Source organism: Leifsonia sp. NPDC080035 (genome assembly GCF_040050925.1).
GTDB lineage: Bacteria > Actinomycetota > Actinomycetes > Actinomycetales > Microbacteriaceae > Leifsonia.
In genome coordinates, this window is sequence record NZ_CP157390.1 from 863619 (window position 1) to 877520 (window position 13902).

Below are 13902 nucleotides of genomic sequence, written 5' to 3' on the forward strand. Positions count from 1 at the left end.
AACGCATGAGGGCAGCGGAGTCGGAGGGGACGGGTCTCCCGCACGGGGCGGCCGAACGGCTCTCGCGGCTGCGGGCGGCGTCGGTCGAGTCCGTCGCGCTCGGCGTGGGTGCGGTCGCCTTCGCGGCGGTCGCCGTCGTCGCCCTCTTCGTCTTCGCAGGCCGCGACCTGACCATCGACGGCGACGGGTCCATCGGCCAGTTCGCCGCCGTCTCCGGCGCCGTCGTCGCCGTGCTCGCCTACGCGGGCGGCCGGCTGGCGAGCTGGCGCATCCCCTGGTTCGGCGGCGCGGTCGAGTACCGGTCGCGGATGGGCGCCGCGGTCGAGGTCTTCGACTCGCTCGCGATCGCCGTCGCCCACGCCATCGTCGTGCTGCTGCTGTGGACCGTGCTCGGCGACGTCTTCGCCAAGAGCTTCCAGGATGCGGAGGTGTTCGCGCTGCCCGGGGTCCTGCTGGTGGGCACGGCGGCGGCGGTGAGCGCGTACTACGTCTTCCTGTCGGCGGCCAACATGAACCCGCTGCTGCTCTCGACGGTGCTCGCGGTGTTCCTGGTCGTCGGCGCCATCACGAGCATGCTCACCGCGTCCAACCCGCACTGGTGGAAGCAGAACCTCAGCGCGCTCGGGATGACGGACGACGTCTCCGGGATGACGTTCAACCTGACCGTCATCGTCGGCGGCATCCTGGTCACCGCGATCGCCCGGTACGCGACCGGCTCGCCCGGCGCGGACGACCGCCCGCCGGAGCGCGGCGAGCTGCAGGTGCGCGCCGCGCTCATCCTCGTCGGCGCCTTCCTCGCCTGTGTCGGGCTGTTCCCGGTCAACCGGTTCTTCCTGCTGCACAACACGGTAGCCACCGGGATGGCCGTGGTCTTCTGCCTGCTCGCCATCGGCATCCGCTGGGCGATGCCGGGGCTGCCGCGGGCGTTCGTGTGGCTGGGCTGGGTGTTCATGGCGGTGATCGTCGCCGTCGCCGTCTTCTTCGCCATCGGGTACTACAACCTCACCGCGGTCGAGCTCGTCGCGGCCGTTCTGATCTTCAGCTGGATCATCGTCTTCCTGCGGGTCACCGTGGCGACGACCCAGGACACGACGACGGCGAGCGTGCGCGCGCAGCAGGCCGGCGCATCCGCCCGCGCGAACGTCGACGGCGCGAACGTCGGCGGCGCGAACGTCGGCGGCGCGAACGTCGGCGGCGCGAACGTCGGCGGTTAGGGGCAGACTGTCACCATGTGCGGACGCTTCGCCCTGGACTCGGAGACGGATGAGCTGATCCAGGAGTTCGTCGCGGCCGGCGGGGACTTCCGCGACTGGCGGCCGACGTACTCGATCGCGCCCACCGACCCGGTGCCGATCGTCCGTGAGCGCGTCCGGAGCGGCACCGGAGAGATCGAGCGCACCGTCGACGCGGCGGTCTGGGACTTCCATCCCGCGTTCATCCGCGACTCCAAGCGCCCGAACTTCAACGCGCGTCTGGAGACGGTGGCGAGCAACGGGATGTGGAAGGGCGCCTTCGCGTCCTCGCGCGCGCTCGTCCCGATGCGCGGCTACTACGAGTGGACGGGCGAGGCAGGGCACAAGCGCGCGCACTTCCTGCACGCGCAGACCGGAGGGCTCCTTGCGGCCGCCGGCCTCTACACCGCCCGCAAGGTGGACGGCGAGTGGCAGGTCTCGACCGCGATCATCACGCGGCCCGCACGGGATGCGTCCGGCGAGATCCACGACAGGATGCCGGTGTTCCTCGAGCGCAGCGCATGGGACGACTACCTCGACCCCGACAAGCTGGACGAGGCAGCCAAGGAGGACATGGTGGCGTTCCTCGCCAGCGAGTCCGACCACGTCGCCGGCACGATCGCGAGCTACGAGGTGGACAGGCGCGTCAACAACTCGCGCACGGTCGACCCCGAGGACCCGACGCTGATCGAGCCGCTGAGCGACGCCGACTAGGCCGTCCCAGCGACGCTCCCCTCCACCCCCTCGCGAACGCGCTCACCCCCCAAACGCGGGGAGCGCGAACCTGAAAAAACGATGTATTCTCACCTTTGTGAATAGGTGAGGAACAATCACTTTACTGGGGGGAAAGACCCGAACACCCACCCGACGTCCCACACCGGTTCACACCACCACCCGAATGCACCACCAGAACCCAGGGACGACCCGTGAACCCGACGCACATCTTCCGAGCCACGCGAGCACTCAACCCCCTCGCGGACGCCCGGGAGGCGCTGGGCGGCGGGTCGCCCTCGCGGAACGGAGCCGGCGGCGGTGAAACCGTTCGAGACCACGGCTTCCCCCAAGCCGTCGTCGGCTCCCCGCTCCTCCTCACGCGGGAGGTGACACGATGACCGTCGTCAAGGCGCGCACGACCCTCGGCGGTCGCCGCGAAGCGCTGCAGAGCCTCAGCTCGGAGCGCACCTGGGCCCGGCGATACAAGCAGCGGCTCGTCGTGACGGACACCGTCCTCGTCCTGGCGAGCACGATCGGCGCCGTCTTCCTCCGCTTCGGCTTCGACGACGCGGACACCACCGCCGCCGGGTTCCGCACCGGCTACCTCACGATCTCGCTCACGATCGCCGCCACCTGGCTGCTCGCGCTCGCCGTCTACCACACGCGTGACGCGCGCGTCGTCGGTGTCGGCGTCACCGAGTACCGGCGGGTGATCGCATCCAGCGCCCTCACCTTCGGCATCCTGGCCATCGTCTTCCTCGTCGCGAAGGTCGACATCGCGCGCGGCTACTTCGTGCTCGCCCTCCCGTCGGGGATGCTCGCCGTGCTCTTCGGCCGCTGGCTGTGGCGGAAGTGGCTGAGCGGGCAGCGCCTGTTCGACCACTATCTGTCGCGGGCGCTCGTCGTCGGACGCTTCACCGACGTCGACTACGTCGTCCGGCAGATCCACCAGAAGTCCGGCGCGGCCTACAACGTCGTGGGTGCCGCGCTGGACACCGGCAAGCGCAAGGGCCAGAAGAAGGAGGCCGCGATGCGCAGGCGGATCTCCTCGCCCGACCGGGAGGTCCCCATCGTGTCGGACCTCGAGGGCGTCGCCGCCGCAGCGGCGCGGCTGGGCGTCGACACGGTCATCGTCGCCGGTCGCGCGCTCAGCGGCGGCGAGTTCATCCGCCGGCTCGCCTGGCAGCTGGAGGGCACCGCCACCGAGCTTGTCCTCGCCTCGCCGCTCACCGATGTCGCCGGCCCCCGGATCCACTTCCGGCCGGTCGAGGGGCTGCCGCTCATCCACGTGGAGATCCCGCAGTTCGAGGGGACGAAGCACGTGCTCAAGCGCGGATTCGACATGATCGCGACGAGCATCGGGCTCCTCCTGCTCACCCCGCTGCTGCTGGCGGTCGCCATCGCCATCAAGCTCGACGACGGCGGGCCCGTGCTGTTCGCGCAGGAGCGGGTGGGACGCAACGGTGAGACGTTCCGGATGTACAAGTTCCGGTCGATGGTCATCGACGCGGAGGCACGCCTCGCGGCCCTGCAGACGCAGAACGAGGGCAACGGTCTGCTGTTCAAGATGAAGGACGACCCGAGGATCACCCGCATCGGGCGCACGCTGCGCAAGTTCTCGCTGGACGAGCTGCCCCAGTTGTTCAACGTGCTGTTCGGCGACATGAGCCTCGTCGGCCCCCGGCCCCCGCTCCCCGCCGAGGTCGCGCGCTACGACGACGACGTGCACCGCCGTCTCTACATCAAGCCCGGACTCACCGGGATGTGGCAGGTCAACGGACGCTCCGACCTGTCCTGGGACGAGAGCGTGCGCCTCGACCTCTACTACGTCGAGAACTGGTCGCTGACCGGGGATCTCGTCATCATCTGGCGGACAGCGAAGGTGCTGGCCCATCCCGTCGGCGCGTACTGACCCGACCAACGCGCCGCAGTGAAAGGAACACAGGTGGATCATGGAACACCGATCGACACGCATCCTGGTGGGTGCATCCGCGCTTCTCGCCGCGGTGCTGCTCACCGGCTGCAGCGGACACACCAAGCTCGCCGGCTACAACGGGGCTGACCCGTCCAAGCCGGCCGCGACGGCGGAACCGACGCCGTCCACCCCTCCCGGGGTCGCGCACCCCGCGGCGGTCGCCGCGGGCGCCGGCGCACCGGTCGTGCACCGGGCGGGCGAGCTGCCCGCCGGCAAGCGGGCCACCTCGCCCTCCGCCGCGTTCTCGAAGCCGGCGGCATACACCGACGGCGTGAAGGTCTCCGTCTCCGGGTTCACCCGCGGCACGATCTCCGGTCACGGCTCGGGGATCATCACCGGCGCTCCGTACATCGTCTTCCGCATCTCCCTCGCAAACGGCGGCTCCAAGACGCTCGACCTCTCCTCGGTCGTGGTCACCCTCAAATACGCCGGCAACACGGTCGCCGCGCCGGTGTACGACGAGGTCGCCGTGAGCGACTTCACCGGCACCCTCAAGGCCGGGGCGTCCCGCGATGCGGCCTACGCGTTCCAGCTCCCGAAGGGCACGGACACCGCCACCCTGTACGTCGACATCGACGGGGCGCACACCCCGGCGACCTTCACGGGCTCCATCCCGCGATGACCACCGCGCGCGCCCGGTCCGCCCACGCCGCGACCTCCCGCATCGGGGGTCGCGCGGTGGGTGCCGTGTGCGCCCAGGGATCGCAGGCGCTCGCGAGCCTCGCCCTCCAGGTGCTCGCGGCCCGCGCGCTCGGCATCGAGGGTCTGGGCGCGTTCGCCCTCCTCTACGGTGTCATCGTCTTCCTGACCGGCTTCTCCACCGGCTTCGTCGGCGACTCGCTGACCGTGCTCGATCGGGGCGCTCGGCGGGTCCGGTCCGCCCTGCAGGGCTGGGCGCTGATCATCGCGGTCGGCAGCGCGTCCGCCGCGGCGGTCGTCCTGGCGGCGACCGGGTTCGTGTCGGCGACCGACGCCGCGCTGTTCGCGGTCGCGGCGGTCGTCTTCCTTCTCGAGGACGTGATCCGGCGCACGCTGATGGCAGTCATGCGGTTCTGGAAGATCGTCGCGACCGACCTCACCTCGCTGGCGGTGTCCGTCCTGGTCCTCGGCGTCATCGCCGGGATGCGACCGCTCACGCTCGGCGACTTCCTCGCCGCGCTCGCCCTCGGTCAGTTCGCCGCGCTCGCGGCCGGCGCCGCGTTGCTGCCGCGCAGCGAGCGGAGGCTCGTCGCACTGGTCGGCGGCGGGTACGCCGCGGTCGCGCGCTATGGTGTCTGGCGGGCGGCGCAGCAGGCGGTCCGGCCGGGCCTTCTCGCCGCGACCAGGACGCTCGTGTTCGCCGTCATCGGGCTCGCGGCGACCGGGCAGCTGGAGGCGGCGCGCATCTACGCGTCGCCGACGCTGCTCTTCATCGGCGGCCTCTCGTCCTTCCTGTTCGCCTCCTTCGCCCTCGCCAAGGAGGAGGACCTTCGGGCCCTCCGCCGCCGGGCGGACACGGGGGTCGTCGCGCTGTTCGCGGCGACGATCCTCATCGGCGGCGTCTCCATCCTGCTCATCCCCTGGATCGGTGCTCTCGTCACCGGTCACGCGCTCGATCTGCCGACCGTCATCGCGTGGATGATCTATGCCGGGTCGGTCGCCGCGGTCACGCCCTACGGGGCGCTCGCCGCCGTGCGGGGACGGCAGGTGGGCGTCTTCGTCGTCCGCCTCTCGGACTCCCTGGTCTCCCTCGCACTCGCCGCCCTGTCCCTCTGGGCGGGCGGCGCCCTCTGGACTGTGCCCATCGCCCTCGCCGTCGGCTCCATCGCCGGCGGCGCGGTGATCCGCCTGGTCCTCCTCCGCACCACCGCACCACCACGACGCGTCGACGCTCCCGAGCCGGCACTCGTCTCGCAGGGCCGCCTCGGCGCCAGCTCCTAACCCCTAGCACCCATCCCGACAGGAGTCAGACATCATGTTCGCTTCAACCCTCACCCGGAGGTTGACAACAGTCGCGAGCACCGTAGCCGCGACCGTTCTCATCGCCGCCGGGCTCAGCGTCGCCACGGCGACGGCGGCCTCCGCCGACACCGGTTCCGCGGCGTCGACACTGCCGCAGACCGTCAGCGCTGACGTTCTGCCCACCCCGCAGATCAACGGCGTGGTGTGGAACGTGGCCGTCGTCGGCAACACCGCGTACGCGGTCGGCAGCTTCACCAAGGCGCGGCCCTCCGGCGCGGCCGCCGGCGTGAACGAGGTGACCCGCAACAACGCGATGGCGTTCAACGTGACGACGGGCGCCATCCTGCCGTGGGATCCGAACCTCAGCGCGCAGGGCCGCAGCGTCAAGGCGTCGCCCGACAAGACCAAGCTCTACGTCGGCGGCGACTTCAACACCGTCGGCGGGATCGCTCAGAGCAAGATCGTCGCGTTCGATCTGCCCTCCGGCAACCGCGACCCGAACTTCAAGCCTCCGGCGAGCGGCGCCATCGTCGGCATCGCGGTCTCCAACACGACCGTGTACGCCGGCGGCTCGTTCAGCTCGGCGGGCGGGCAGACCAGGACCAACCTGGCCGCGTTCAGCCGCACGAACGGCGCGCTCCTCCCGTGGGCGCCGACCGCGGACGACATCGTGGAGGCGCTGGCGGTCACGCCGGACAGCTCCCGGGTCATCGTCGGCGGCCGGTTCCAGAACATGAACGGCGCCGGCATCGTCGGCATCGGCGCGGTGGACGGCGCGACCGGCGCGACGCAGACCTGGACGAGCCGGCCCATCCCGACCGCGCAGGGCAGCAACCGCTCGTGGACGACGGACCTGCTGATCAAGGACGGCGTCGTCTACGGCAGCGCGGACGGCGAGGGCGGCCACTGGTTCGACGGCCGGTTCGCGGCGAACCTGAGCAACGGCGACCTCATCTGGCTCGACAACTGCTACGGCGCTACCTACGGCGTGCAGGTGATGGGCCAGGTCGCCTACTACGTCGACCACTCGCACGACTGCACCTCGGTCAACACCTTCCCGCAGCAGAACCCGACCGTCTGGAAGCGCGCGATCGCGAACACGATCTACGCGACCGGCAACGACCAGACGCCTCCCGGTGCGAACTCGAACTACTCCGGGCAGCCGATCCCGACCCAGCTCAACTGGTACCCGAGCGTGAACACCGGAAGCTACACCGGCATCTTCCAGGGCGGTTGGTCGCTCGGCACGGACGGAAACTACCTGGTGATGGGCGGCGAGTTCACGAGCATCGACGGGACGGCCCAGCAGGGCCTGGCCACCTTCGCCACGCGCAACGTGGCTCCGAACAAGAAGGGCCCGCAGTACACGACCTCGCTCAAGCCGAGCGTGCTGTCGCTGTCGAACGGCACCGCTCGCGTCGCGTTCACCGGCACGGCCGACGTCGACGACGCGACGCTCACCTACCAGGTGCTGCGCGACAACAGCCTGACGCCGATCTACTCCACCGACCAGCTCTCGCAGTGGTGGTCGCTGCCGCAACTCGGCTACATCGACTCGGGACTGGCGCCGGGAAGCACGCACACCTACCGCATCCAGGTGAAGGACCCGTGGGGCAACAGCACGATCGGCCCGCGCTCCGACCCGGTGACGGTCTCGTCGGCGGCGCCGAGCTCGTACTCCCAGCTGATCAGCGCTGACGGCGCGTCGACGCTCTGGCCCCTCAACGAGCCGAGCGGCACCAACGTCTACGACAACGTCGGCTTCACCGATGCGACGGCGGGCTCGACGGTGGGCCGCGGCGACACCGGGCCGGTCAGCGGTGTGACCGCGTCGACCTTCGACGGATCGTCGAACGGCACCACCTACACCCGGTCCGCGATCACCGGCCCGAACGTCTTCACCCTGGAGACCTGGTTCAAGACCACCAGCACCAGCGGCGGGAAGATCATCGGCTTCGGCGACCAGCAGACCGGCAGCTCGAGCAGCTACGACCGCCATGTCTACATGGACGGCTCGGGACGCGTCACCTTCGGCGTCTACCCGGGCGGTGTGGTCACCCTCACGAGCAAGCCGGGCTACAACGACGGTCAGTGGCACCTCGCCACGGCGACCCTCGGCCCCGACGGCATGAAGCTGTACCTCGACGGCGTCCGCGCCGGCAGCCGGACGGATGTCACGAGCGCACAGGGCTACTCCGGCTACTGGCGACTCGGCGGCGACAACCTGAACGGCTGGCCGAACACGGGATCGAACCAGTACTTCACCGGCTCCATCGGCGAGGTCGCGATCTACCCGTCGGTGCTCTCCGCGACCGCGGTGCTGAACCACTACACCGCGACGGGGCGCACCTCCTCCGTCCCGTCGGCGCCCTCCGACTCCTACGGGAAGCTGGTCTACCAGGACAGCCCCGACCTCTACTGGCGTCTGGATGACACCAGCGGCTCGGCCGCCAAGGACTCCGGTGTGACCGGCAATGACGGCGTCATCAGCGGCACCGTCACCCGAAACCAGAGCGGAGCGCTCGCCGGCGGCATCGGCAAGTCCTACGCCTTCGACGGGTCGAGCGGCATGGTCGCCTCCAGCGCATCGGCCTCCAACCCGCTGAACTACACGGAGGAGATCTGGTTCAACACCACAACGACGGTCGGCGGCAAGCTGATCGGCTTCGGCAACGCCCAGTCCGGGCTGTCGAGCAACTACGACCGGCACATCTACATGCAGGACAACGGGCAGCTGGCGTTCGGCGTGTGGACGGGTCAGACGAACCTCGCCATCAGCCCCAACTCCTACAACGACGGAGCCTGGCACCAGGCGGTGGCCACCCAGTCCTCGGACGGCCTCAAGCTGTACGTGGACGGCCAGCTCGTCGCAACCAACGCCCAGACCAGCGCCCAGGACTACTCGGGGTACTGGCGGATCGGCGGCGACAACACCTGGGGCTCGTCGAGCGCGTGGTTCAACGGCAAGCTGGATGAGGCCGCGGTCTACCCGACGGCGCTCTCGGCATCCCGCATCCTGGCGCACTACCAGGCCGGCGCGGGCGTCGTCGCGAACCAGCCGCCGACGGCCGCCTTCACCTCCACGTCGTCGGCCCTGACCGCATCGTTCGACGGGACCGCATCCAGCGACCCCGACGGCACCGTCGCCTCCTACGCCTGGAACTTCGGTGACGGCGCGACCGGCACCGGGGCGACCCCGAGTCACACCTACGCCGCAGGCGGCACCTACACGGTCTCGCTCGTGGTCACGGACGACAAGGGAGCGCAGAGCGCTGCGGTGACCAAGCAGGTCACGGTCACTCCGCCGAACCAGGCCCCGACCGCCGCGTTCTCGGTGAGCGCGTCCAACCTGACCGCGAACGTCGACGGGACCGCATCCAGCGACCCCGACGGCACCGTCGCCTCCTACGCCTGGAACTTCGGCGACGGGGCGACCGGCACGGGCGCCACCACCAGCCACGCATACGCTGCGGCCGGCACGTACACGGTCACGCTCGTGGTCACGGACGACAAGGGCGCCTCGAGCTCCCCCGTCGCCCACCAGGTCACGGTCAGCGCACCCGCGAACGTGCCCCCGACCGCCTCCTTCTCCTCCACCAGCTCCGGGCTGACCGCATCGTTCGACGGGAGCGGCTCGTCCGACTCCGACGGCACGATCACCGGCTACGCCTGGGACTACGGGGACGGGGCGACAGGGACGGGCGCCACGTCCAGCCACACCTACGCCGCGGCGGGGAACTACAGCGTGAAGCTGACGGTCACCGACAACGGCGGGGCGACCGCCTCCGCGACGAACAGCGTCACGGTGACCGCGGTCACCCCGCCCGCGACCCTCGCCCAGGACGCCTTCGGGCGCACGGTGGCGACGGGCTGGGGCACGGCCGACGCGGGCGGTGCGTGGACGACGAGCGGGTCCTCCGCCAACTTCTCGGTCGCCGGCGGTGTCGGCAACCAGCGGATGTCCGGCGCGGGATCCGGTCCGTCGATCTACCTGAGCTCGGTGAGCTCGACCGACACGCAGGTGACGGCGAGCGTCGGCCTCGACAAGGCGCCGACCGGCGGCGGCGTGACGACCTCGGTCATCGCGCGCGGCGTCGGGACGCAGGGCGACTACCGCGCCAAGGTGATGTTCCTCGCCAACGGCACAGTCTCGCTCGGCCTCACCCGGACCGACTCGACCGGTGCCCAGACGGCCATCGCCGCCGACCAGGTGATCTCCGGACTGACCTACGCGGTCGGCGACCGGCTGAACATCAAGGTCCAGGTGTACGGCACGTCACCGACCACGGTGAACGCCCGCGTCTGGAAGGTCGGCACCACCGAGCCCTCCACCTGGCAGCGGACGGCGACCGACTCGACAGCCGCCCTGCAGGCAGCCGGCCGGATCGGCCTCTTCGCCTACCTGTCCGGGTCGTCCACCAACGCGCCGGTCGTGGCGAGCTGGGACGACCTGGTCGCCACCAAGACCGGCAACTGAACACGAGGACACGGGGAGCTCGGACCAATGAGACACCAAGCCAGCGGTAACGCGGACCGGCTGCGGATCGCGATGATCGGCACTCGCGGCGTGCCCGCTTCCTATGGTGGCTTCGAGACGGCGGTCGATGAGATCGGCCGCCGCCTCGCGGCCCGCGGGCACGAGATCACCGTGTACTGCAGGAACCAGACCGGCGAGAAGCGGGACGAGTATCTGGGCATGCGCCTGGTGTACCGGCCCGCCCTGCGCCGGAAGTCCCTGGAGACGCTCAGCCACACCGCCCTGTCGGTGACCCACGCGCTGGGTAACCGACCGGACGCGGCGTTCGTCTTCAACGCCGCCAACGCACCGTTCGTGCCGCTGCTGCACACCCGGCGCATCCCGACCGCCGTGCACGTCGACGGGCTGGAGTGGATGCGCGGCAAGTGGGGCAGGGTCGGCCGGCAGTACTACCGGGCGGCCGAGTCGATCGCCGTGCGCAGCGCCGATGCTCTCATCGCCGACGCGCAGGGCATCGCCGACTACTACTCCGACGAATTCGGAGTGCCGACCGAGCTGCTCACCTACGGCGCGCCCATCCAGCGCACCCCCGGCCGGGACCGGCTCGCCGAGCTCGGCCTGGAGCCGCGCGGCTACCACCTCGTGGTGGCGCGGTTCGAGCCGGAGAACCACGTGGACATGATCGTCGAGGGCTACAGCATGAGCGACGCCCGGCTGCCCCTGGTGGTCGTCGGCACGGCGCCGTACTCGGCGGAGTACACGAACGCGATCGAGCGGATGGCGTCGGTCGACGACCGTGTCCGGCTCCTCGGCGGCGTCTGGGATCAGGAGCTGCTCGACCAGCTCTACGCGAACGCGCTGTCCTACCTGCACGGCCACTCGGTCGGCGGGACCAACCCGTCGCTGCTGAGGGCGATGGGGGCCGGAACGTCGGTGACGGCGTTCGACGTGGTCTTCAACCGGGAGGTGCTCGGCGACGACGGGCGCTACTTCCGGGACGAGGACGAGGCCGGCCGCGCGATCCTCGCGTCAGAGGCCTCCGCGGAGCAGGCCGTCGCCGCCGGCGAGCGCCTGCGCGACCGGGCGGAGGAGCGCTACAACTGGGATGCCGTCGCCTCGGGCTACGAGGCGCTCGCCCGCAGGCTCGCGGCCCGTTCGACGGTGCGGTCCAAGCGCGCCAGGCGCACCGAGAACTCCGCGTGGACCCCCGCCATGACCTCGGTGGAGGTGGCCGACCGTGTCTGAGACCGTCCATCCCGCGACGCTCGGCGGCCCCGAGCGCAAGAGCGTCTCCGCCGCACTCGAATCGCTGCGGAAGGCGCAGAAGCCGTCCGCGGGCGCTCCGGCGTATTCCCGGTTCGTCAACCGCCCGCTCGGCAGGATGATCGCGGCCGTCGCATTCGTGATCGGGCTGACACCGAACCAGGTGACGGCGATCAGCGCCGCCTTCACCCTGGCCGGGATCGCCGTGATCGCCGCCGCGCCGCCGATGATCGTGACCGGGATCGCCGCGGCGCTGCTCCTCGTCGTCGGCTACGCCTTCGACGCGGCGGACGGCCAGCTCGCGCGCCTGCGCGGCGGCGGCTCACTCGCCGGCGAGTGGCTCGATCACGTCGTCGACGCGTTCAAGGCGAGCCTCCTGCACGCCGCCGTCCTTGTCAGCTGGTTCCGCTTCGGCCCGGTCGACGGCGGGATGCTGCTCGTCCCGCTCGGCTTCATGGTCGTCTCGGCTGTGTTCTTCTTCTGCATGATCCTGACCGACCAGCTACGGCGGCTGCATCGGGGCTCCTCGGCGATGATCCTGCAGCGGTCGGGGCCGACCAGCGCCCTCTATGCGCTGGCGGTCGTCCCCGCGGACTACGGCCTGCTGTGCGTGGTCTTCCTGCTCTTCGGCCTGCCCGTCGTGTTCGCGGTGCTGTACACCGCCCTCTTCGCCGCCAACGTGCTCGTGCTGCTGGTGTGCCTCGTGCGCTGGTTCCGGGCGGTGAGAGCGCTTGACTGACGTCCGGTCCGCCGCGCTCGCCCGCAACGCGGAGCGGGCCGCCCCGGTCGCCCCGCGGACGGACGGAGGACGAGGCACCCTCTACGTCGTCTGGCTCCTCCTGCTGGCGAGCATCGTGCCCTGGCGGAGGGACGTCTACTTCGAGGGAGGTCTCGACCCGGTCGTCGTCGCCAAGGCCGTCATCGGCGTCGCCGCACTCCTGGTCGCGGCCTCTGTCGCGTCCCGGCGGCCCCGATCGCACCGCATCGGCCTCGTCTCGGTGGGCTTCCTCGTCCTGTTCGCGTCCGTCGCGATGATCGGGAGCCTGGCATCGGGGAACGGCCTCGCGGCGGGGATCTCGACCATCCGGCTCGGGATCGTGGCGGCGACCATCGCGTTCGTCGTCGTGTCGACGGACGCTGAGCGAGTGCTGCGCACGCTGCTGACCTCGATGGCGTGCGTCGGCCTGCTCGCGACCGTCTCCGGTCTCGGCAGCCTCGCCTCCGGGAGCAGGCTGTCCGGGACGTTCCCGCCACTGAACCCGAACGACATCGCGCTGCTGTGCGCGGCGCCTGCCATCGGCCTGATGCACGAACTCTTCATCGGGGACGCCCGGTGGAGGCGCGCTCTGCCGCTCTTCGCGCTGCTGGCCGGGATCGTCTTCGTGACCCAGTCCCGCACCGGCCTTCTCGCGATGCTGGCCGGCTGCCTCGTGGTGCTCCTGCACGCGCGCCGCCTCGCGCCGCGCGCCATGGTCGGCCTGCTGGTGATGGCGCCGCTGAGCCTGGTCGCGGTGACGACGACCGGCATCGTCGACTCCCTCGTCCAGCGCGGCGACCCGACGGGTCAGAACCTGCTCACGCTGAGCGCCCGCACCATCGCATGGAGCGCCGTGCTCTCGACGCCCGACAACACCTGGGCTCGCTGGGTGGGCTCGGGGATGGCGGTGCGCCAGGTGCAGGTCGCCGGGCAGTACTGGGACAACCAGGTGCTCGACAGCAGCTGGATCTCGGCGCTGGCTCAGGCCGGGGTGATCGGCGTCGTGATCATGGCGGCGTGGGCGCTGTGCGCGCTCGTCTGGAGCGTGCAGACCCGTGGCCTGCGCTCGATCACCACGCCGCTGCTGGTGTTCGTGTTCATCCGCAGCTTCCTGGAGAACGGCCTGGTGGACACCAACGTGATGTTCGTGCTGTTCTTCACGGTGGTCCTCCTGCTGGAGGGACGCCGGCTGGATCTGCGCGGCGCCCCTCCAGCGAGCTCCCCCAACTCCGGAGCCTCGGCCCTCTCCAGCCACGATCTTCCGGAGTTCCGGTGAGTTCGGCGGTGTGTCGGGCGATACCTCCGGAGTTGTGAGCAACACATCCACCGCACGGTCACCTTCTCGGCACCGCATCCATTCCTCACGGATGTGCGCAGTTCCTCGCGAATGGCATTCATTCGTGGCGAATCGGTAGCGACAACGGGACGGGGCAGTGGATGGTAACCGCACCTCAGCGGATAGCCGATTTGCCCCAAATCGTGGTCATGGACGCTTCGGAGCCACGATTCGGGGCAAATCAGGAGAGCGGGAGGCGGCGGCGAC

The 13902-nt window shown here is 70.4% G+C and carries 9 protein-coding genes; all 9 read left to right on the forward strand.

Features of this window, described 5'->3' with window-relative positions; all coding sequences use genetic code 11:
- Nucleotides 1-5 precede the first annotated feature (5 nt).
- The 9 genes from AAME72_RS04215 (at nt 6) to AAME72_RS04255 (ending at nt 13635) form a co-directional block, all read left to right on the forward strand.
- Nucleotides 6-1214, forward strand: coding sequence for a DUF998 domain-containing protein (locus AAME72_RS04215; RefSeq protein ID WP_348788985.1), 1209 nt, complete (start codon nt 6-8; stop codon nt 1212-1214).
- 15 nt (nt 1215-1229) lie between these two features.
- Nucleotides 1230-1946 (forward strand): SOS response-associated peptidase, encoded by a 717-nt coding sequence (locus tag AAME72_RS04220; protein WP_348788986.1) that lies wholly within the window; start codon nt 1230-1232, stop codon nt 1944-1946.
- 394 nt (nt 1947-2340) lie between these two features.
- Nucleotides 2341-3858, forward strand: a complete 1518-nt coding sequence (locus tag AAME72_RS04225) for a sugar transferase (RefSeq protein WP_348788987.1) — start codon at nt 2341-2343, stop codon at nt 3856-3858.
- Between the two features lie 40 nt (nt 3859-3898).
- Complete coding sequence (locus AAME72_RS04230; protein ID WP_348788988.1) at nt 3899-4543, forward strand: hypothetical protein; 645 nt, start codon at nt 3899-3901, stop codon at nt 4541-4543.
- Entirely contained in the window at nt 4540-5841 is a 1302-nt protein-coding gene (locus tag AAME72_RS04235; protein ID WP_348788989.1) for a hypothetical protein, read from the forward strand. Before AAME72_RS04230 ends, AAME72_RS04235 begins: the two co-directional genes overlap by 4 nt.
- A 34-nt stretch (nt 5842-5875) precedes the next feature.
- Nucleotides 5876-10339: a PKD domain-containing protein gene (locus tag AAME72_RS04240; protein ID WP_348788990.1), complete on the forward strand. Its 4464-nt coding sequence runs from the start codon at nt 5876-5878 to the stop codon at nt 10337-10339.
- A gap of 27 nt (nt 10340-10366) precedes the next feature.
- Nucleotides 10367-11584: a DUF1972 domain-containing protein gene (locus AAME72_RS04245; RefSeq protein WP_348788991.1), complete on the forward strand. Its 1218-nt coding sequence runs from the start codon at nt 10367-10369 to the stop codon at nt 11582-11584.
- Nucleotides 11577-12341 (forward strand): CDP-alcohol phosphatidyltransferase family protein, encoded by a 765-nt coding sequence (locus AAME72_RS04250; RefSeq protein ID WP_348788992.1) that lies wholly within the window; start codon nt 11577-11579, stop codon nt 12339-12341. Before AAME72_RS04245 ends, AAME72_RS04250 begins: the two co-directional genes overlap by 8 nt.
- Nucleotides 12334-13635 (forward strand): O-antigen ligase family protein, encoded by a 1302-nt coding sequence (locus AAME72_RS04255; protein WP_348788993.1) that lies wholly within the window; start codon nt 12334-12336, stop codon nt 13633-13635. Before AAME72_RS04250 ends, AAME72_RS04255 begins: the two co-directional genes overlap by 8 nt.
- Nucleotides 13636-13902: the final 267 nt, after the last annotated feature.

Excerpts from the sequence above, each read along its gene's own strand:
- AAME72_RS04225 (WP_348788987.1), top strand. The coding sequence starts at position 2,341 with ATGACCGTCGTCAAGGCGCGCACGACCCTCGGCGGTCGCCGCGAAGCG.
- AAME72_RS04230 (WP_348788988.1), top strand. The coding sequence starts at position 3,899 with ATGGAACACCGATCGACACGCATCCTGGTGGGTGCATCCGCGCTTCTC.
- AAME72_RS04215 (WP_348788985.1), top strand. The coding sequence starts at position 6 with ATGAGGGCAGCGGAGTCGGAGGGGACGGGTCTCCCGCACGGGGCGGCC.
- AAME72_RS04245 (WP_348788991.1), top strand. The coding sequence starts at position 10,367 with ATGAGACACCAAGCCAGCGGTAACGCGGACCGGCTGCGGATCGCGATG.
- AAME72_RS04235 (WP_348788989.1), top strand. The coding sequence starts at position 4,540 with ATGACCACCGCGCGCGCCCGGTCCGCCCACGCCGCGACCTCCCGCATC.
- AAME72_RS04220 (WP_348788986.1), top strand. The coding sequence starts at position 1,230 with ATGTGCGGACGCTTCGCCCTGGACTCGGAGACGGATGAGCTGATCCAG.
- AAME72_RS04240 (WP_348788990.1), top strand. The coding sequence starts at position 5,876 with ATGTTCGCTTCAACCCTCACCCGGAGGTTGACAACAGTCGCGAGCACC.